Below are 19,674 nucleotides of genomic sequence, written 5' to 3'. Positions count from 1 at the left end.
GGCGTCCTACTTCCGCCCGGCTGCGGGAAATGCGGCCGCGGAAGATTTGGCCGCGGGTGATCCGGCCGTGCGGACGGCAATCGCGCCAGTTGCGCCGCGGGTCATCGCGCTGCCGGTGATCAGGTGCGCCACCACAATCTGGACCAGCGACACGAAAAGCAGTAACGCAAGGGGCAGGATCCAGCCGCCGGTGGCGCTGTGCAGCAGTCCCATGCCGAAGGGGCCGGCGGTGGCGAGCAGGTATCCGCTGGACTGGGCAAGGGTGGAAAGTGCTGTGGTTTCGGCCGTGCTGGCTCCGCTCCGGCTGATCATCACCATCACCAGCGGGAAGATGCCCAGGCCGAACCCCAGCAGGACCGCGGGAACAACGGCCAAGGCCACCGGCAGGACCAGGAGCAGGGCAAGTCCCGCGGCCATGGTGATGCTGACCAGGTAAAACGCCGGGCGCAGCATCCGGGGGCGGGAACCGATGGCAATGAGCAGCATGCCCGCAGGAACGGACACCAGCTGCATCAGCCCGAACATCAGCCCGCTGTCCGAAGCGTTCATGCCCATGGTGGTGAGCATGTACGGGAACCAGCTCAGCAAGGCATAGGCCAACAGGGCCTGGAGCGTGAAGATTGCCGTCAGGAGCAGCCCTTTCCGGGTCCGCAGCAGCGGCCAGGGGGACACATGCCGGGCCGCGGACCGGGTGCTGTTGCGGTGTGCGTGCAAGGCGACGGGGAGGAAGCCGAGGAACGCGGCGACGGCGGTGATTCCAATGGCGCCGACGGCCGCGGACGGCGATCCCAGGGCCTGCGCCAACGGAACCACGGCAACGGCCGTGACGGTGGCCCCGGTGGTCATGGTCACCGTATAGACGGCCGTCATGAGCGAGGTCCGGTGCGCGAAGTGGTCACGGATGAAGGACGGCATGGCCACGTTGCACACTGCCAGCCCGGACATTCCCACCACGCTGCCCAGTACCAGCATTCCGGTGGCGGGGATGCCGCGGAGCAGGAGCCCGCCGGCCAGCAGGGAGAGTGACAGCAGGATGGCCTTCTCCACGCCCAATTTGCCTGTCAGCCATGAGGTACCGGCGCCGGCCAGGGCGAAGCAGAGTGTGGGGATGGAGGGGATGATGGCAGCCACGAGGGGTCCGTAACCCAATACGGTCTGCAGGTCGTGCAGAAGCGCCGATGCCCCGGTGATGCCCGCCCGCAGGTTGAGCCCGATGAGTACCAGAGCTATCACGCCGAACACGACGGCGGAGCGCGGCTTGGTTGCCTCACCTCCAGAAGTGCCCGCGACAGCAGGCGCGGCGGCCCGCACCTGGGCCGAAGCAGTGGCAGGCGCCGAAGCATGTGCGGTGTACGGGATTGCAGCGGAGGGGGGAGTGGCGGGCATCTCCCTAGGCTAAAGGTTAGACGTTTGATGTTTCCAGTTTTGTGGTCAAGCTCTCCCGCCGCTGCCTGCCCGGGCAATAGACTGCCAGCGGGGGCTGGGGCGCCAATCCGTCCAGGCCATGCGTGACGAGTGCGGAAGGACGGCTGTGATGGCTTCCGAGGGAATTGAGATCGAGAAGAAGTACGACGTCGGTGAAGACGCCGCAGTGCCCGCGCTGGAAGAACTGCCGGGCGTGGCCAGCGTCGGGACGCCGCATACTGCCGTCCTGGAGGCCGTCTACTTCGATACGGACAAGCACACGCTCGCCTCCCGCCGCATCACCTTGCGCCGCCGCACCGGTGGGGCCGACGCCGGCTGGCACCTGAAGCTGCCGCCGGAAGCAACCGCTGGAACAGAACCCCAGCACCGCCGCGAGGTGCACGCGCCGCTGGGCCAGCCCGACGTCGTGCCTGAAAGCCTGATGGCGCATGTCCAGGCTCATCTTCGGGGAGCCGACGTGAGGCCCGTAGTGCGGCTTCAGACCCGGCGCACCACCCACGCGCTGTACGCCGGGGACGGGACGCACCTGGCGGACCTGGCAGATGACTGGGTGGAGGCAGCCCGCCTGCGCCCCGGTGACGCGGAAGAACAGCCGCAGACCTGGCGCGAGTGGGAACTCGAACTGGTTCACGGCGGGCCGGAGCTGTTCGAGCCCGCAGAGCCGCTGCTCCTGGCTGCGGGAGCCCGTCCGGCCGGCCACGCATCCAAACTGGCCCGGGCCCTCGGGGGCGAGTCAAAGGCGGGCGCAGCGCTGGAAGGCCAGGCAGCCCCGGTGGAACTGCAGGCCGGAACGAAGGCACCGGCCGCCGCCGTCGTCACCGTCTACGTGACGGAGCAACTGCGCCGGCTCCTCGCCGAGGACGCCGCGGTCAGGCTGGAGGAACCCGAGGGCATCCACAACATGAGGTCCGCCATCCGCCGGCTCCGGTCGGTGCTGGCCGCGTACAAGAAGCTTTACCGGGCCACGCCCGTCCGGCGCTTGCGGGATGAGCTGGACTGGCTCGGCCAGCTGCTGGGCGATCCGCGGGACGCCGAGGTGGTCCTGGCAGGGCTGCGCAGCCAACTGGCAGGGCTTCCGCCGGGCGCCGGCACGGACGCCGTCCGCGAGCACGTGGAGCGCAAGGCCGGAGCGGCATTCGACGCCGGTTACCGCCAGGTACACAAGGCCCTTCAGTCCGAGCGGTATTTTCGGCTGCTGGACAACCTTGAAGACTTCCGCGATAAGCCGCCGGTGAGGGCGGACGAGGCGGCGGCAGGCCGCCGGCTCGCCGTAAAAGCCGTGGACAAGTCCGTGCGCAGGCTGCGGCGCTCGCAGAAGGCCGCCCGCCAGGCCCGGCGCGGCACCGATTACGAAAACGCGCTCCACCAGGTCCGCAAGGAGGCCAAGCGGCTGCGGCACGTGGCCGAGCTGGCGGCGCTGGTGAAGGGCAAACGCGCCGGGAAAGTGGCCAGGGCAGCCCACAAGCAGCAGAAAATCCTCGGCGGCTTCCACGACGCCGTGGTGGCCCGGAAGCTGCTGCAGGACCTGGAAGCGGGCCCTGCCATGGCGGAGGCCGCGGCCGAGGCGATGGCGGTGCTTCGGAAACGCCAGGCCGACGTCATGGACCAGTCCGAGGCCAAGTACCGCAAGGCCCGGAAAAAGTCCCGTGGCCTGCTGCGGCGCGGGGTTCTGTAGGGGCTGCGCAAGGCAACGCGGGGTCAGATAACGCCCTTTCAACCCCAACTATTGGGCGCTGTCTGACTCCGCGTTGCGGCTACTTCCCTGTCTGACCCCCGTTGCGGCTACTTCCCCTGCCGGGCGGACAGCCGGGCCACCGCAAGAGCGAGCCAGAGCTGCACCCGGTCCGTGGTGACCGCGGGGTCGTAACCGGTCAGTTCAGTGATCTGTGCCAGCCGGTACCTGACCGTGTTGCGGTGCAGGGTGAGCTCCTCGGCGACGGCGGCCACGGAGCCGTTGTTGTTCAGGTAGCTTTCCAGCGTGGTCATCAGTTCGGCACCATGGGCGGCGTCGAAGGTCCGCAGCGGATTCAGGGACTCGTGGGCCATGTCCGCCAGCGGCACGTCCTCACTGGCCAGCAGCAGCGACGTCAGGCTCAGCCGCTCCGGCTCGTTGACCGGCAGCCCGTGGCTGGCCGCATCCCGCGCCTCAAAGTAGCTCCAGCGCAGGCCGTTCGGCTTGGTGTACGCGCCGCCGATGCCGATCGTGGCGTGAATCCCCGCCTCCGCCAGGTGGTCGCTCAACTTCCGCGCCAGCGACGGCGCCGCCCCGCCGTCGTCGTTCATCACCAGCATCAGGTCCTTGCCCACGACGGCGGCAACGGACTTCTCCAGTTCCCGCGGCACCGACGTGCTCACCAGGGCCTTGTGATGGGCGGCGGAGACAGCCAGCAGCACCACGTTCTTGCGTGTGCTGTTGATGCCCACCCCGGCCAGGCGGCGCTGCGCCTCGCTGGTCTCCAGCGCCCCGTGGATCACGTCTTCCAGCACCTGCCCGCACAGGGCACGCTCGGCCTGGCGCTGCTTCACCATGTTGTTCAGCTCAACGCTGATCAGGTTCTGGGCGTACCCGATGATGCCCGAGTCCTCAAAGGGCTTGCGGACCCAGAGGGTGCAGGCATCCCGCCGGCCGGTGGGGATGGGGTAGGACGCCCAGGTATCGGCCTGCGGACTGTCTTTGGTGCTGTTGTACAGCTGTGCCGTGAACTGGGTGAGCGCGATGTCCGCGCGGAGCATGCCGCCCAGGTGCTTCAGGAGCTCGGCCAGGCCGCCGCCGGTCAGCAGTGCGCGCGCCAGCACCTGGTGGCCGGCGATCAGCCGTTCCAGTTTCGCGTAATGGTCCGCGGACTGGGCGTCCGCCACCAGCTTGCCGATGGCGATGAAGGGTGTTTCGTAGGGGACTTCCACCACCGGCAGGCCCCAGCGGTTGGCCTCGGCAAGCAGGGCCGGCGGTACTGCTTCATGTGACAGCCCCACGCCGAACCCGATACCCACGGCTCCGGCCCGCTGTACCTGCCGGACAAAACGCCGCTGCTCGGGGGCCGATTTCAGCCGCAAGCCAGTGGTGAGGATGAGCTCGCCGCCATTGATGAAGCGCTGCGGGTCCTCCAGTTCGGTCACAGCCACCCAGTTGATGTCCTCGTGCCAGGTGGTCTCGGCGACCCCCACTTTGGACAGGTTCAGGGATTTGACACCCAGGAGGGCAGCAAGGGAAATGGCCATGAACCAAGGATAAACGGGCGCTAGTCAACCGCACTAAAAAGCGGCAGGAAAGGTGTGCAGGTGGCTATTCACGGCGCAGGGGCGCTGGCATAGGCTCAAGGCAGTCAGATCCATCAGTTTCGACGCCGATGGCCCCCAGGAAAGAGGTTGCACACCGTGGTCCAAACCTTGCAGAACTTCATCAACGGTTCCTTTGTCACGCCCGCCGGCAGCGGCACGCTGGACATCGTGAACCCCACGAACGGTGAAGTGGTGGCGCACTCGCCCATCTCCAACCAGCAGGACGTGGACGCTGCCATGGCTGCAGCCAAGGAAGCCTTCAAGAGCTGGAAGCACGTCACGCCCGGCCAGCGCCAGCTGATGCTGCTCAAGCTCGCCGACGCCGTCGAGGCCAACAGCGACGAACTGGTGGAGGCGCAGCACCGCAACACGGGCCAGGTGCGTTCCCTGATCGCGTCTGAGGAAGTCGCCGCTGGTGCGGACCAGCTGCGCTTCTTCGCCGGAGCAGCCCGCATCCTCGAGGGCAAGTCAGCTGGTGAGTACTTCGAGGGCCACACCTCCTACGTCCGCCGCGAACCCATCGGCGTTGTGGCCCAGGTGGCGCCCTGGAACTACCCGTTCCTGATGGCTATCTGGAAGATCGGCCCCGCGCTCGCAGCCGGCAACACCGTTGTCCTGAAGCCCTCGGACACCACCCCGGAGTCCACCCTGGTCCTGGCCCGTCTCGCCGGTGACATCTTCCCCGCCGGCGTCCTGAACGTGGTGCTGGGCACCGGCCAGACCGGAGCCATGATGGTGGACCACAAGGTTCCCGGCCTGGTGTCCATCACCGGCTCGGTCCGCGCCGGCATCGCCGTCGCCTCCGGTGCCGCGAAGAGCCTCAAGCGCGCCCACTTGGAGCTGGGCGGCAAGGCGCCGGCCATCGTGTTCAAGGACGCCGACATCAAGAAGAGCGCCGCGGCCATCGCCGAATTCGCCTTCTTCAACGCCGGGCAGGACTGCACCGCCATCACCCGGGTCCTGGTGGAGGAATCCGTGCATGACGACGTTGTGGCAGCCATGGTGGAGCACACCAAAACCCTGCACACCGGCTCGCAGAACGACGAAGACAACTACTTCGGCCCGCTGAACAACATCAACCACTTCAAGCAGGTCAGCTCCGTGGTGGAAAACCTTCCAGCGCACTGCCGGATCGAAACCGGCGGACACCAGGCGGGGGATAAGGGCTTCTTCTTCGAGCCCACCATCGTCACCGGTGCGAAGCAGACGGACAGCATCGTCCAGCAGGAAACATTCGGCCCGGTCATCACGGTGCAGAAGTTCAGCACGGAAGAAGAAGCGGTGGAACTGGCCAACGATGTGGACTACGCCCTGGCCTCCAGCGTCTGGACCTCCAACCACGGCACGGCCATGCGGCTCAGCCGCGACCTGGACTTCGGCGCCGTCTGGATCAACACCCACATCCTCCTCACCGCCGAAATGCCGCACGGTGGCTTCAAGCAGTCCGGCTACGGCAAAGACCTCTCCATGTACGGCGTCGAGGACTACACGCGCATCAAGCACGTGATGAGCGCACTGGACGCCTGACGAGTCCGCGCTAACTGCACCACTTCCCCAAACGCTCCCCGCAATTCCTGAAAGGCCCCCCATGACCACCACCGCATCAGACATCACCTTCCGGCTGGAACAGAAGCGCCGCGTCCAGGCCGACTTCCCGGGCCCCAAGTCGCTGGCCCTGGCTGAACGGCGCAAGTCCGTCGTCGCCGCAGGCGTCGCCTCCGGCGTCCCGGTATACGTTGCCGACGCCGACGGCGGCATCATCCACGACGTGGACGGCAACTCCTTCATCGACCTTGGTTCAGGCATCGCAGTGACCAGCGTGGGCGCGTCCGATCCCGCCGTCGTCGGTGCTGTCAAGGAAGCCGTGGAGCACTTCACCCACACCTGCTTTATGGTCACGCCGTACGAAGGCTACGTGGCGGTCGCCGAGCAGCTGAACCGCCTCACCCCGGGCGACCACGAGAAGCGCACCGTCCTGTTCAACTCCGGCGCGGAGGCAGTAGAGAACGCCATCAAGGTGGCCCGCCTCGCCACGGGGCGTGACGCCGTCGTGGCTTTCGACCACGCCTACCACGGCCGGACCAACCTCACCATGGCGCTCACTGCCAAGGCCATGCCGTACAAGACCAACTTCGGCCCGTTCGCGCCCGAGGTCTACCGCATGCCCATGAGCTACCCGTACCGTGAGGAAAACCCGGAGATCACCGGTGCCGAGGCCGCCAAGCGCGCCATCACCATGATCGAAAAGCAGATCGGCGGAGACCAGGTTGCCGCGATCATCATCGAACCCATCCAGGGCGAGGGCGGCTTCATCGTCCCCGCTGAAGGCTTCCTCCCCGCACTGGCAGCCTGGGCCAAGGACAAGGGCATCGTCTTCATCGCCGACGAGGTCCAGTCCGGTTTCTGCCGCACCGGCGAATGGTTCGCCGTCAACCACGAAGGCGTCATCCCGGACATCATGACCCTGGCCAAGGGCATCGCCGGCGGCATGCCGCTCTCCGCCATCACCGGCCGGGCAGACCTGCTCGACGCCGTCCACCCGGGCGGCCTCGGCGGCACCTACGGCGGCAACCCGGTGGCCTGCGCCGCCGCACTCGCCTCCATCGGCACCATGGAGGAGTACGACCTGAACGGCCGTGCCCGCCACATCGAAGCTCTCGCCACTACCCGGCTTCGGGAACTGCAGCAGGAACTGGCAGCCGCGGGAACCGGTGTCATCGGCGATGTCCGCGGCCGCGGTGCAATGCTGGCCATCGAACTGGTCCAGCCCGGCTCCAAGGAACCGAACCCGGAACTTACCAAGGCCGTTGCCGCCGCCTGCCTGAAGGAAGGCGTCATCATCCTGACGTGCGGCACCTACGGCAACGTCATCCGCCTCCTGCCGCCGCTGGTTATCACCGATGACCTGCTGAACGACGGCCTGGAGGTCCTGGCTGCGGCCATCAAGGCCAACGCGTAGCCGCCAACAGAGTTAGCGTCCCCTCGCAACGGCGCGAACAAAACCTGGGCCCCGGAACTACCGTTCCGGGGCCCAGGGGTTTTAAGGCAGCTGTCGGTTGACGTTATCCGGCCCGCCGATAACCACCTGCGCGGGGCTGTGCAGGACGTACCCGTTAAGCCAGGAAAACAACGCCCGGATTTTCTGCTGGAATCCGGACAGGAGCGCCAGGTGCACCAGGAGCCAGGACAGGAAGGCCAGCGGCCCCTGGAGCTGCATGCGCTGCCGGCCGAGTTCAGCCACCGCCGCTCCCCGCCCGATCATGGCCATGTAGCCTTTGTCCAGATAGCGGAACGGCTGCCGGGTGCCGCCGTTGAGGTCTGCGTTGATGTTGCGGGCTGCCCACTTGCCGGCCTGCTGGGCCACTGAGCCGAGCTGCGGCAGCTTGGCTCCCGTGGAGTCGGTGATGTTGGCGGCATCGCCAATGACGTAGACGCCCTCGACGTCGGGAACGGTCAGGTCGGTGCGGACATCGATCCGGCCGCCTTTCCCCTGGGGCAGCCCGGAGCCGGCCAGGAGGTCGCCGCCCTTGAGCCCGCCGGCCCACACCACGATTCCTCCCGGGATGTCCGTCCCGTCAGCCAGCGTCACGCCGCCGTCACGAACTTCTGTGACGCCCACGCCCATGTGCATTTGGACGCCGATTTTTGCCAGGCGCTGCCGGGTGTACTCCTGGGACTTCGCCGAAAACATGGTGAGGACGGTGGGGACCATGTCCACCAGGTGCACGCGGCACCGTGCAGCCAATTCGGGGGAGAAGTACTTGGCCACGACGAATTTGATGTTTTCCGCCAAGGCCCCGGCTGTCTCCACGCCGGTGGGTCCGCCGCCCACCACGACCATCTCCACCGGCGTCCCCGGCTCCCGGTCCGCCCGGTCCAGCAGCCGAATCACGCTGGTTCCCAAACGGGTTGCGTCCGTGACCGAATACAGCGGGAAGGTATGCTCCGCGGCGCCGGGAATGTTGAAGAAATTGGGGACGGCACCAACGGCAACCACCAGGATCTGCGCGCGGAAAGTGTCACCCTCGGCGGTGGTGACAGTGTGGTTTGCGGCGTCGACGGCGGACACCTCGGCCGTCAGGACCCGGACGTTCCTGCGGCGCCGGAAAACCGACCGGATGGGCCGGGCAATGGCTGACACGCCGATCTGGGACGTGGCCACCTGGTACAGCAGCGGCTGGAACTGGTGGTAGTTGTTCGAGTCGATCAGCAGTACCCGGACGCCCTTGCGGCCAAGTTCTTTGGCTGCGGCGATGCCGGCGAATCCTGCCCCGATCACGATGACCTGATATGAGTCCTCCATCCGAGCAACCTACTCCACCGGGCTTCCCCGCAACAGTGGGTCAGGTGGATTTCAGGGAAGCTTTGCTCCTTCGGCGGGCCACGGACGTCTTGCGTGCGGTGCGCAGCATGTCCACGGTCAGGACCAGCAGCGCCAGCCACACCACGCCGAACCCGATCCAGCGGTCCACGGTCATTGCTTCCTTGAACACCAGCAGCGCCAGGATGAACTGCAGCACCGGTGCTGAATACTGGAGCAGCCCGATGCTGGTCATAGGGAGCCGGCGTGCCGCGGCACCGAAGAACACCAGCGGCACCGCGGTGATCACGCCGGAAGCCAGCAGAAGCCAGAAGTGGCCAGGCCCCTGCGTGGTCAGGGTGGCGGTTCCGGCCGACGCCAGGTAAATCATGGTGACGGCAGCAAACGGAGCCAGCACCACGGTTTCAACGCTGAGGCTGGTGACGGCGTCCACCTTCGGACCAACCCGCTTCTTCACGAAACCGTACAGGCCAAAACTGAAGGCGAGCGTCAGTGCAATCCACGGGAGCTTTCCATAGGAATAGGTGAGCACTCCTACGGCGATGAAGCCGATGGCGACGGCCGCCCACTGCAGCGGCCGCAGTTTTTCCTTCAGCACCAGCACGCCAAGCATGACCGAAACCAGCGGATTGATGAAGTATCCCAGCGATGCCTCCACGGCCTGTCCCGTAGTCACCCCGTAGGTGTAGGTCAGCCAGTTGATGGCGATCAGGAAAGCGGCCACGGCAAGCGTGCCAAAAACGGAACGGTCCCGCAGTGCCCGGGACAGGGTGCCCCACGACCGGGTCACCGTGATGAGGAGCGCACAGAACAGCAGCGACCACACCACCCGGTTGGCCACAATTTCGACGGCGCCTGCCGGCATCAGCACAAAGAAGTACAGCGGGAGCAGCCCCCACAGTCCGTAGGCGCCGATGCCAAGCAGGATCCCCGCCGTCGTCTCCTTGTCCACTGCCTTGGGCGCCCCCTTGGTGCGGGCGCCGCCTGCGGGTGCCCCGCTTACTGCTGCTGCAGGAGCCGGCCCTGGCGACGACGTTGGGCTAGCCGGAGCGGGCATGTGGGCGGGGGAGGAGGATCCATCGGGAAAAGGCACAACACCCATAACATCACTTCCAGGACGGGTATTCCGGCAAATAGTCAGTAGGCTTGCTTTTATGACTTACGCCGACCGGCCGGAGACCGCCCCATGAGGCTCCGGCGCAGCAACGCTTCGGGCCGCGGCTACCGCCGGGTGGCGGCGGGCAAGGGTTTCAGTTACCGGGACCTGGACGGCTCCACCCTGCCACCGGGGCCCGTCCGCGAGCGGCTGGAAAGTATCGGAATACCGCCGGCGTGGACGGATGTTTGGATTGCCCCGTTCGAGAACGGACACATCCAGGCCACCGGCGTGGACGCTGTTGGCCGGCGGCAGTACATCTACCACCCGGAATGGCGGGAGCGGAAGGACCGGGTGAAGTTCAACCGGGCGCTTCAGCTGGCCGAATCGCTGCCGGGCGCCCGCCGTCGGGTAACCATGGACCTGCGAAGTGACGGATTTTCGCGTGACCGGGTCCTTGCGGCCGCCTTCCGGATGCTGGACAGCGGGTCGCTGCGGGTGGGGTCCGAGCGGTACACCAACGAGAACGGCAGCCGCGGCCTGGCCACCCTGCTCTGCGCCCACGTGCAGGTGCGCAAGGACCGGATCCTGTTGAGGTTCCCTGCCAAGAGCGGCAAGGACTGGGAGTCGGAAATCCGCGACGCCGACCTTGCCGCCCTGCTGCGGCTGCTCAAGCGGCGGGGACCCAACGCCCGGCTCCTGGCGTACAAGGACGGGCGGCAGTGGCGGCCGGTTACCAGTGCGGACATCAACGCCTACGTGAAGGAGCGGACCGGCTCGGACTTTACCGCCAAGGACTTCCGGACCCTGCGGGGTACGGTGGCGGCGGCTGCCAGCCTTGCCAGGACAGGCCCGCAAAGGACGGCGGCAAAGCGGAAGCGGGCCATCAGCCGGGCGATGGTGGACGCCTCCGAAGTACTGGGGAACACGCCGTCGATCGCGCGCAAAAGCTATGTGGACCCCCGGGTGGTGGACCACTACCACGAGGGCGAAACCATCGACCCCAAGCGGCCGGACTCCGCCGAGGCCGAGCTGCGCGCGCTGCTCTACCGCGAAGGCGATGTGGTTCCGCTGGCCAAAAGCGGATAAGGCCGGCTTTGTGCTCCGCGGCCAGGGGTCCGGGGCCAATTAGAATAAGTGACTGTGCGCTGCTCCTACCTGCGCATCCTCATCGGTCAGAAGGGCTCCGAGTGTCCAACCACGGCGAAACCACCCCCACACGTCCGCTCCGCGTAGCCATCGTGGGCGCCGGGCCGGCAGGAGTCTACGCTGCGGACATCCTCACAAAGTCCAGTGGCGTGAAGGAGGGCGACTTCGAAGTCAGTATCGACCTTTTTGAGGCCTACCCCGCGCCGTACGGCCTGATCCGGTACGGCGTGGCCCCGGACCACCCCCGCATCAAGGGCATCGTTAATGCGCTGCACAAGGTCCTGGACCGCGGCGACATCCGGTTCCTGGGCAACGTCACCTACGGACGGGACCTTACCCTCCACGATTTCCGCGCCTTCTACGACGCCGTCATCTTCTCAACCGGCGCCGTCAAGGATGCGGACCTGGGTATCCCGGGCATCGACCTGCAGGGCTCCTTCGGCGGAGCCGACTTTGTGTCCTGGTACGACGGGCACCCGGACGTGCCGCGGGACTGGCCCCTGGACGCCAAGGAGATTGCCGTCATCGGCAACGGCAATGTGGCGCTGGACGTGGCCCGCATGCTGGTCAAGCATCCGGAGGAGCTGCTCAGCACCGAGATTCCGGACAACGTCTACCAGGGACTGAAGGCTTCGCCGGTGACGGACGTGCACGTGTTTGGCCGCCGCGGCCCGGCCCAAGTGAAGTTCACGCCGCTGGAGCTGCGGGAGCTCAGCCACATGAATGACGTGGACATCGTGCTCTACCCGGAGGACTTCGAGTTCGATGAGGCCTCCGACGAAGCCATCCGCAGCAACAACCAGATCAAGACCATGGTGAACACGCTCACCAACTGGCTCGTTGAGGAGCATACCGAATCGGAGAACCCCTCCTCCCGCCGGCTGCACCTGCACTTCCTGCACAGTCCCGTTGAGATTTACGACGACGGCGGGTCGGGCAAGGTGGCGGGCATCAAGTTTGAGCGCATGCAGCTTGACGGCACGGGCAACGCCAAAGGCACCGGCGAGTTCATCGACTACCCCGTGCAGGCCGTCTACCGCGCCATCGGCTACCACGGCTCGGCCCTGGACGAACTGGAGTACGACGCAAAGCGCGGTGTCATCCCCAATGAGGGCGGCCGTGTGCTGGACGCCGCAGGCCATCCGGTGCCCGGGATCTACGCCACCGGGTGGATCAAGCGCGGCCCGGTGGGCCTGATCGGCCACACCAAGGGCGACGCGCTGGAGACCATCGGCTTCCTCCTCGAGGACCGGCTCACCCTGCCGCCCGCGCAGAACCCCGATCCGCAGGCCATCATCGACCTGCTGGAGGAACGCGGCATCGAATACACCACGTGGGAAGGCTGGAACAAGCTCGATGCCCACGAAGCGGGCCTGGGCGCGGCCTGGACCGGCCCCGAAGGCCTGGACCATGTGGTGCGCGAACGCATCAAGGTGGTGCCGCGCGAGGAGATGATCCGCATCTCCCGCGGCTGACCACCCCGCCGGCAGGCCTAGGTGGGGGAGGAGGGCAGGGTTAGAATTGCCACCACCCCTTGGCCGGCACGGCAGCGCCGTGCCTACAGGCAGCACAGGAGTTCGATGAAGAACCTGATCCAGCCGGAGCCGCTGCAGCGCGGCGCACTGGCCGCCCACGAGCTGCTCGACGGCGGCTCCCTGCACGATGCCTCCAGCGGCCTGCGCAACCTGATCCGCGAATCGTGGCAGCGCTCCGCCGGCTTCAAGGCGGACCCGGACAACCCTGCCGCTCCACTGGCCATGGACCGGGATGAGCTCGAGGATTACCGCAGCCATCACCCCCTGGCCGCCATCATGCCGGTCATCAACAAACTCCTGGTCCAGCCCAGCCACGACAGCGGCCTGCTGGTGGCGGTGGGCGACGAAGTGGGCCGGCTGCTCTGGGTGGAAGGCGATCCGGCGCTGCAGCGCAGGGCAGAGGGCATGATGTTTGTTGCCGGCGCCGACTGGTCCGAGGCCACGGTGGGCACCAGCGCGCCCGGAACCGCCCTTGCCCTGGGTCGGGGCATCCAGATTGCCGGCGCTGAGCATTACCAGCGGGCGGTGCACCCCTGGAGCTGCACGGCGGTGCCCTTCCACGACCCGGATTCCGGTGCCGTCCTCGGCGTCGTGGACATCACGGGCACGGCCACGGCGGTGGCGCCGCATACCCTGTCGCTGGTGGAGGCAACAGTAGCGGCCGCCCAGGCACAGCTGAGGGTGGAGCGCCTTCAGCTTGCCGCGGAGCTTGCGAACAGGCCGGCACGACGCCGGGCCACGGCTTCCGCTTCCCGCGCACCGGGGCAGGGGGTTAAGGAAGGCAGCCTGTACCGGAACAGCCTGCAGCTGCTGGGCCGCGACCAGGCACTGCTCAGCCTGGAAGGAAAAACCATTGTTCTTTCCGCCCGGCACAGCGAGATCCTGGCGCTGCTCAGCACCCACCCCGACGGGCTTTCTGCTGAGGAACTGGGCGTCCTGCTCTATCCCGGTGAGGGTTCCACCATCACCCTGAGGGCTGAAATGGTGCGCCTGCGCAAAGTCCTCCAGCAACTGAGCCCCGATGCCGTTCCCGGTTCCCGGCCCTACAGGCTTCCCGTGGATGTGGTGCCGGACAGCGGCCAGGTGCTGAGCTGCCTGCAACGCGGCGCGCACCGCATCGCCCTGGAAATCTACCGCGGCGCTGTCCTGCCGCGGTCCGAGGCGCCCGGCGTCGTGGAGCTGCGCAACAAGGTCTCGTTGCTCCTGCGAGAGGCAGTCCTCACGGACGGCAGCGCTGAGTCGCTGCTCAAGTACGCCGAACTTCCCGAGGCAAGGGACGACGTCGGGGTCCGCCGCGCCGCCCTGCGCCTCCTGCCCGCCCGCTCACCCAAGCGGGCCGCCGTCGTCGCGGACCTGGAGCGGCTGGAAGCCGAACTGCGCGCCTAACTTGTAATTGGGGCGACGGGACTGGGCCCACGCCTGCAGGGTTCCCTGGCCGAGCTTGCGAGGCTAGGGGGCAGGTGGGGCGCAACCTGACTGCAACCTGCCCGCTCCTACGCTGATTCCAACGGCGGCCGCCAGCAGCAAGAGCCGCCCTCTGCAAAGCAAAGGAGCTAGCAATGACTGTTTACGCCCAGCCCGGTACCGAGGGTTCGAAGGTCACCTTCAAGGACCGCTACGAGAACTGGATCGGCGGCGAATGGGTGGCCCCGGTCAAGGGCCAGTACTTCGAAAACATCACGCCCGTCACCGGCAAAGCCTTCTGCGAGGTAGCCCGCGGGACTGCAGAAGACATCGACCTGGCGCTGGACGCGGCCCACAAGGTTGCACCGTCCTGGGGCAAGACGTCCGTGGCCGAGCGCGCCGCCATCCTGAACAAGATCGCCGACCGGATCGACGAGAACCTGGAAATGCTCGCCGTCGCCGAATCGTGGGACAACGGCAAGCCCATCCGCGAAACCCTCAACGCCGACATCCCGCTGGCCGCCGACCACTTCCGCTACTTCGCCTCCGCCGTCCGTGCCCAGGAGGGCCGGCTCTCCCAGCTCGACGACGACACCACCGCCTACCACTTCCACGAGCCGCTCGGCGTCGTCGGCCAGATCATTCCCTGGAACTTCCCCATCCTGATGGCCGTCTGGAAGCTTGCACCGGCGCTCGCGGCAGGCAACGCCGTGGTGCTCAAGCCCGCCGAGCAGACGCCGAGCTCCATCCTGGTCCTGGTGGAACTCATCGGCGACCTGCTGCCCGCAGGCGTGCTGAACATCGTCAACGGCTTCGGCGTGGAGGCCGGCAAGCCACTGGCATCCAGCCCGAGGATCCGCAAGATTGCCTTTACCGGCGAGACCACCACCGGCCGCCTGATCAGCCAGTACGCGAGCCAGAACCTCATCCCCGTCACGCTGGAACTGGGCGGCAAGAGCCCGAACATCTTCTTCAACGACGTCGCCCAGGACAACGACGCGTTCTATGACAAAGCACAGGAAGGCTTCGCGCTGTTCGCCTTCAACCAGGGCGAAGTCTGCACCTGCCCGTCCCGCGCGCTGGTCCAGGAGGACATCTACGAATCCTTTATGGCCGACGCCGTGGCCAGGGTGGAGAAAATGATCCAGGGCAACCCCTTGGACACCGAAACCCAGGTGGGCGCCCAGGCCTCCAATGACCAGCTCGAGAAAATCCTCTCCTACATCGACATTGGTAAGCAGGAAGGTGCCAAGGTCCTCACCGGCGGCGGCCGCGCCGAACTGCCCGGCGACCTGGCGGGGGGCTACTACGTCCAGCCCACCGTCTTCGAGGGCCACAACAAGATGCGGATTTTCCAGGAGGAGATCTTCGGCCCGGTGGTGGCAGTCACGAAGTTCAGCGACTACAACGACGCCATGGGCCTGGCCAACGACACCCTGTACGGCCTGGGCGCCGGCGTCTGGTCCCGCAACGGCAACATCGCCTACCGCGCTGGCCGGGAAATCCAGGCCGGCCGCGTCTGGGTCAACAACTACCACGCCTACCCGGCGGGCGCCGCGTTCGGCGGCTATAAGTCCTCGGGCATCGGGCGCGAGAACCACGCCATGATGCTGGACCACTACCAGCAGACCAAGAACCTGCTGGTCAGCTACAACGAAAACAAGCTCGGCTTCTTCTAACAACACCACCGCTACAACGACGCAAGGATTTCGCCAATGACGACGACAATGCAAGCAGCAGTAGTAACCGAATTCGGCACCGACCTCCAGATGCAGGACCTGCCCATCCCAAAGCCCGGCCCCGGGGAAGCCCTCGTCAAGGTGCTTACCACGGGTGTGTGCCACACGGATCTGCACGCCGCCGAAGGCGACTGGCCGGTCAAGCCCTCGCCGCCCTTTGTTCCCGGGCACGAAGGAGTGGGTGAAGTGGTGGCACTCGGGGACGGCGTCACCGACCTTGCGGTCGGCGACATGGTGGGCAACGCCTGGCTGTGGTCCGCGTGCGGCGACTGCCAATACTGCCGCACGGGTTGGGAAACCCTGTGCGAGGCACAGAAGAACGGCGGCTACAGCGTCGACGGGTCCTTCGGCGAATATATGCTCGTCGATACCCGCTTCGCCGCCCGCATACCGGCGGGATCCGACCCCGTCGAGGTGGCGCCGGTGCTCTGCGCCGGCGTCACCGTCTACAAGGGCCTGAAGATGACCGAAGCCAGGCCGGGCCAGTGGGTGACCATCTCCGGCATCGGCGGCCTGGGGCATATCGCGGTGCAGTACGCCGTGGCGATGGGCCTGCGGGTTGCTGCGGTTGACATTGCCGACGACAAACTCGCCCTTGCCAAGGCACACGGGGCCGAACTGACGGTCAACGCTTTGCACGAAGACCCCGTGGAAGTGATCCAGCGTGAAACCGGAGGTTGCCATGGAGTCCTGGTTACTGCAGTGCACCCGTCAGCGTTCGGGCAGGCCATTGGAATGGTCCGCCGCGGCGGCACGATTGTGTTCAACGGGCTGCCGCCGGGCGACTTTCCGGCGCCCATCTTCGAGATTGTGCTCAAGGGCCTGACGGTCCGCGGCTCGATCGTGGGAACCCGGCAGGACCTGGAGGAGGCCCTGGACTTTTACGCCCAGGGCAAGATCCATCCCACGGTCTCCGTCCGGGAACTCGCCGAGGTCAACGCGGTTTTTGACGAGATGAAACACGCCAAAATCGACGGCCGCGTGGTCCTGAGGTTTTGATGACCCCGGACAGCATCCATGCTGCAGTGACGCTGCCCGGGGAGGACTTCTCCCGGGTGGCGCTCACGCCGGCGGCCGCCGAGTTGCTGCGTTTGCTGTGGGTTCGGCACGGGCCGCTCATGTTCCACCAGTCCGGCGGGTGCTGCGATGGGTCCTCACCCATGTGCTACCCGGCAGGAGACTTCCTGACCGGTGACTCGGATGTGCTGCTGGGCATATTCGATGTGTCCGAGGGGCTGGAGCCGCAGCCTCTGGAGTTCTGGATGTCCCGGGAGCAGTTCAACTACTGGAGCCACACGCACCTGACCGTTGACGTGGTGCCGGGGCGGGGCAGCGGATTCTCGGTGGAAGCGCCCGAAGGCAAGCGGTTCCTGATCCGGTCCGCACTGATGGATTGGCCGGCATAGTACTTCGGCCCTACAGGCTTGAGGTCCTCCATTTGGAGGGCCTTAAGCGCTTTACGCAGAACATAGTTTGGCAGCTCTGTCGTCTCACCATTCGGAACAATTGGGACCGTCCAGTGGATGGACACTATCGTTGATAGGTCTGTTTCCATCAGAAATCAGGATTGTGATCCCCCTATGAACCTTCTCCGGACCAAATCAATCGAGCAGTCCATCGCTGACGCCGATGAACCCGGACGCAAGCTCAAACGGTCCCTCAGCACGTGGGACCTGATGATCATGGGCGTTGCGGTGGCTGTGGGTGCCGGTATCTTCTCCGTTGGTGCCAAGGCCGCAGCCAACTTCTCCGGCCCTGCCGTGACGTTGTCCTTCGCCATCGCCGCCGTCACCTGCGCCCTTGCCATCATGTGCTACGCCGAGTTCGCCACCGCCATCCCCGTGGCAGGCTCCGCCTACGTGTTCACCTACGCCACAATGGGCGAGCTGCTTGCCTGGATCATCGGCTGGAACCTGATCCTTGAGCTCTTCACGGCCGCAGCGGTGATCGCCAAGTACTGGGGCATCTACCTCAGCAAGGTGTTCGCGCTGATGGGTGCCGACATTCCGCCGGCCATCTCGCTGGGCGGGGTGGAACTCTACTGGGGCGCCTTCCTCATCGTTGCCGTGTTCACCGTACTGCTGGTGCTGGGTACGAAGCTGTCCGCCCGCGTGGGCAACATCTTCACCCTGATCAAGATCGGTGTGGTGCTCTTTGTGATCGTCGTCGGCTTCACGTACGTGAAGTTCGAAAACTACACTCCCTTCATTCCCGCCGCCGAGCCGACCGGAGGTGCCGGCGCCGCGGATGTCCTGAAGCAGTCGTTCTTCGGGTTCCTCACCGGAGCCGCCCCGGCACAGTACGGGACGCTGGGCATCTTCGCCGGCGCTGCACTGGTGTTCTTCGCCTTCATCGGCTTCGATGTTGTGGCCACCTCGGCCGAGGAAGTCAAGAACCCGCAGAAGACCCTGCCGAGAGGCATCTTCGGCGGGCTCGCCGTGGTGACGCTGCTCTACATCCTGGTATCGCTGGCCCTGACCGGCATGGTCTCCTACACGCAGCTGGCCGAGGCCAAGAGCCCCACCCTCACCACAGCCTTCGAAGCCGTGGGTGACACCTCCGCCGCCAAGGTCATTGCCTTCGGTTCCCTGGTTGGCCTGACCACCGTGATCATGGTGCTCCTGATGGGCCTGTCCCGGGTGGTACTGGCGATGAGCCGCGACGGCCTCCTGCCCCGTGCGCTGTCCAAGACCAGTGACAAGCGCTCGACGCCGGTCCGCCTCCAGATCATTTGCGGTGCCGCCGTGGCCTTGGTGGCGGGGCTGACCAACGTGGACCTGCTCGAGGAAATGATCAACATCGGTACGCTGTCCGCCTTTGTGGTGGTGAGCCTGGGCATCCTGGTGCTCCGCAAGAAGCGCCCGGACCTCAAGCCCGCGTTCCGCGTTCCCTTCGGCAAGGTCCTGCCGGTTGTGTCCGCCGTGCTGTGCCTTTACCTGATGACAAACCTTGCCGTGGAGACCTGGATCTTCTTCGCCATCTGGCTGGCGATCGGCCTGGCCATCTACTTCGCCTACGGCCAGCGCCACTCCCGTTTGAACGAGAGGTTTGCCACGGCCAACACCACCGTCAACGGGGGTCCTGTGGAAGCCGGTACTCCGGTGGGGTCCGCCGACGACGAGGACGAGCTGACACGCGCCTGACACTGACGTGCGCCTGGCGCTGACCTGCGCCTGAGCGCTGGTCGTGGCTGACGCCGGAGCCGCAGAACCGCCCGCTGATCCTGGAATCAGCGGGCGGTTCTGCGTTTGCCTGCCGGTCGGAGCGAGAATTGGGGGTGCGGCAGGACGGAGTCTGCAGTTCAATAAAAGTGCACCTGTGGCGGCGGGCCACGGGATGGCTGGAAGGAACGTGGGCGTTGTGCAGATGACGATGGAGCAGGTGGCAGGCGCTTTTTCGAGCCACCGGTTTGAAGAGGCCCTTCCCCAGATCCACGACGATGTTGCCTGGGATCTTGTGGGAGGCGAAGTCCTGGCCGGCAAGCCGGCGGTGGTTGATGTCTGTTCATCCCTCGCCCGGGACCTGCAGGATGTGCAGACCACGTTCGATCACTTCCGGATGGTTTCCGGACCTGCGGCTGTTGTGGTGGACAGCGTTGCCCGGTACCTTTCAGCCGATGGCAGCCTCAGCCGGGTGGCCTCCTGCGATATCTACGACTTTATGGACGGGCGGGTGGTCCGCATCCGCTCCTACAATGTGGAACTGGCTACCGACACAGCCGGTTGA

15 protein-coding genes are annotated in these 19,674 nt (G+C 66.1%); 11 read left to right on the top strand and 4 right to left on the bottom strand.

Features of this window, described 5'->3' with window-relative positions:
• Positions 1 to 6 precede the first annotated feature (6 nt).
• On the bottom strand, positions 7 to 1,386 hold the full coding sequence (locus tag BMX78_RS03010) for an MFS transporter (RefSeq protein ID WP_091416204.1): 1,380 nt from the start codon (positions 1,384 to 1,386) through the stop codon (positions 7 to 9).
• Between the two features lie 148 nt (positions 1,387 to 1,534).
• Here BMX78_RS03010 and BMX78_RS03005 point away from each other — a divergent pair, with 148 nt between their 5' ends.
• The gene (locus tag BMX78_RS03005; RefSeq protein ID WP_286138757.1) at positions 1,535 to 3,100 is read left to right on the top strand and encodes a CYTH and CHAD domain-containing protein; all 1,566 of its coding nucleotides are present in this window, start codon (positions 1,535 to 1,537) and stop codon (positions 3,098 to 3,100) included.
• 107 nt (positions 3,101 to 3,207) lie between these two features.
• Here BMX78_RS03005 and BMX78_RS03000 read toward each other — a convergent pair whose 3' ends face one another.
• Complete coding sequence (locus BMX78_RS03000; RefSeq protein WP_091416198.1) at positions 3,208 to 4,644, bottom strand: PucR family transcriptional regulator; 1,437 nt, start codon at positions 4,642 to 4,644, stop codon at positions 3,208 to 3,210.
• 156 nt (positions 4,645 to 4,800) lie between these two features.
• On the opposite strand from BMX78_RS03000, the gene BMX78_RS02995 reads away from it, so the two are divergent.
• Positions 4,801 to 6,231: a gamma-aminobutyraldehyde dehydrogenase gene (locus BMX78_RS02995; RefSeq protein ID WP_091417052.1), complete on the top strand. Its 1,431-nt coding sequence runs from the start codon at positions 4,801 to 4,803 to the stop codon at positions 6,229 to 6,231.
• 61 nt (positions 6,232 to 6,292) lie between these two features.
• Positions 6,293 to 7,663 (top strand): 4-aminobutyrate--2-oxoglutarate transaminase, encoded by a 1,371-nt coding sequence (gene gabT, locus BMX78_RS02990; RefSeq protein WP_091416195.1) that lies wholly within the window; start codon positions 6,293 to 6,295, stop codon positions 7,661 to 7,663.
• An 81-nt stretch (positions 7,664 to 7,744) separates the two neighbouring features.
• Here gabT and BMX78_RS02985 read toward each other — a convergent pair whose 3' ends face one another.
• On the bottom strand, positions 7,745 to 9,007 hold the full coding sequence (locus BMX78_RS02985) for an NAD(P)/FAD-dependent oxidoreductase (RefSeq protein ID WP_091416192.1): 1,263 nt from the start codon (positions 9,005 to 9,007) through the stop codon (positions 7,745 to 7,747).
• A gap of 40 nt (positions 9,008 to 9,047) precedes the next feature.
• A complete protein-coding gene (rarD, locus tag BMX78_RS02980) occupies positions 9,048 to 10,127 on the bottom strand; it encodes an EamA family transporter RarD (RefSeq protein WP_091416189.1) in 1,080 nt (359 codons plus the stop codon).
• An 84-nt stretch (positions 10,128 to 10,211) separates the two neighbouring features.
• Here rarD and BMX78_RS02975 point away from each other — a divergent pair, with 84 nt between their 5' ends.
• The 8 genes from BMX78_RS02975 (at position 10,212) to BMX78_RS02940 (ending at position 19,674) form a co-directional block, all read left to right on the top strand.
• Entirely contained in the window at positions 10,212 to 11,210 is a 999-nt protein-coding gene (locus BMX78_RS02975) for a DNA topoisomerase IB (RefSeq protein ID WP_091416187.1), read from the top strand.
• Positions 11,211 to 11,311: 101 nt separating this feature from the next.
• On the top strand, positions 11,312 to 12,745 hold the full coding sequence (locus BMX78_RS02970; RefSeq protein WP_091416185.1) for an FAD-dependent oxidoreductase: 1,434 nt from the start codon (positions 11,312 to 11,314) through the stop codon (positions 12,743 to 12,745).
• Between the two features lie 105 nt (positions 12,746 to 12,850).
• The gene (locus BMX78_RS02965; RefSeq protein ID WP_091416182.1) at positions 12,851 to 14,191 is read left to right on the top strand and encodes a helix-turn-helix domain-containing protein; all 1,341 of its coding nucleotides are present in this window, start codon (positions 12,851 to 12,853) and stop codon (positions 14,189 to 14,191) included.
• Between the two features lie 173 nt (positions 14,192 to 14,364).
• Entirely contained in the window at positions 14,365 to 15,888 is a 1,524-nt protein-coding gene (gene exaC, locus BMX78_RS02960; protein WP_091416180.1) for an acetaldehyde dehydrogenase ExaC, read from the top strand.
• Between the two features lie 36 nt (positions 15,889 to 15,924).
• Positions 15,925 to 16,947: an alcohol dehydrogenase AdhP gene (gene adhP, locus BMX78_RS02955; RefSeq protein ID WP_170850668.1), complete on the top strand. Its 1,023-nt coding sequence runs from the start codon at positions 15,925 to 15,927 to the stop codon at positions 16,945 to 16,947.
• Entirely contained in the window at positions 16,947 to 17,354 is a 408-nt protein-coding gene (locus BMX78_RS02950; protein ID WP_091416174.1) for a DUF779 domain-containing protein, read from the top strand. Before adhP ends, BMX78_RS02950 begins: the two co-directional genes overlap by 1 nt.
• Positions 17,355 to 17,528: 174 nt before the next feature.
• Positions 17,529 to 19,091 (top strand): amino acid permease, encoded by a 1,563-nt coding sequence (locus BMX78_RS02945; RefSeq protein ID WP_091416171.1) that lies wholly within the window; start codon positions 17,529 to 17,531, stop codon positions 19,089 to 19,091.
• A 223-nt stretch (positions 19,092 to 19,314) separates the two neighbouring features.
• Entirely contained in the window at positions 19,315 to 19,674 is a 360-nt protein-coding gene (locus tag BMX78_RS02940) for a nuclear transport factor 2 family protein (RefSeq protein ID WP_286138786.1), read from the top strand.

It is taken from the genome of Arthrobacter sp. OV608 (assembly GCA_900110595.1).
Lineage (GTDB): Bacteria > Actinomycetota > Actinomycetes > Actinomycetales > Micrococcaceae > Arthrobacter.
Note: the sequence above shows the minus strand (reverse complement) of the source record. Positions and strands in the feature narration are given on the sequence as shown.

What these genes read in the sequence shown, in the direction of transcription:
- BMX78_RS03010 (WP_091416204.1), bottom strand. Translation starts at nt 1,386, where the DNA reads ATGCCCGCCACTCCCCCCTCCGCTGCAATCCCGTACACCGCACATGCT.
- BMX78_RS03005 (WP_286138757.1), top strand. Translation starts at nt 1,535, where the DNA reads ATGGCTTCCGAGGGAATTGAGATCGAGAAGAAGTACGACGTCGGTGAA.
- BMX78_RS03000 (WP_091416198.1), bottom strand. Translation starts at nt 4,644, where the DNA reads ATGGCCATTTCCCTTGCTGCCCTCCTGGGTGTCAAATCCCTGAACCTG.
- gabT (WP_091416195.1), top strand. Translation starts at nt 6,293, where the DNA reads ATGACCACCACCGCATCAGACATCACCTTCCGGCTGGAACAGAAGCGC.
- BMX78_RS02985 (WP_091416192.1), bottom strand. Translation starts at nt 9,007, where the DNA reads ATGGAGGACTCATATCAGGTCATCGTGATCGGGGCAGGATTCGCCGGC.
- rarD (WP_091416189.1), bottom strand. Translation starts at nt 10,127, where the DNA reads ATGGGTGTTGTGCCTTTTCCCGATGGATCCTCCTCCCCCGCCCACATG.
- BMX78_RS02975 (WP_091416187.1), top strand. Translation starts at nt 10,212, where the DNA reads ATGAGGCTCCGGCGCAGCAACGCTTCGGGCCGCGGCTACCGCCGGGTG.
- BMX78_RS02965 (WP_091416182.1), top strand. Translation starts at nt 12,851, where the DNA reads ATGAAGAACCTGATCCAGCCGGAGCCGCTGCAGCGCGGCGCACTGGCC.
- exaC (WP_091416180.1), top strand. Translation starts at nt 14,365, where the DNA reads ATGACTGTTTACGCCCAGCCCGGTACCGAGGGTTCGAAGGTCACCTTC.
- adhP (WP_170850668.1), top strand. Translation starts at nt 15,925, where the DNA reads ATGACGACGACAATGCAAGCAGCAGTAGTAACCGAATTCGGCACCGAC.
- BMX78_RS02950 (WP_091416174.1), top strand. Translation starts at nt 16,947, where the DNA reads ATGACCCCGGACAGCATCCATGCTGCAGTGACGCTGCCCGGGGAGGAC.
- BMX78_RS02945 (WP_091416171.1), top strand. Translation starts at nt 17,529, where the DNA reads ATGAACCTTCTCCGGACCAAATCAATCGAGCAGTCCATCGCTGACGCC.
- BMX78_RS02940 (WP_286138786.1), top strand. Translation starts at nt 19,315, where the DNA reads ATGACGATGGAGCAGGTGGCAGGCGCTTTTTCGAGCCACCGGTTTGAA.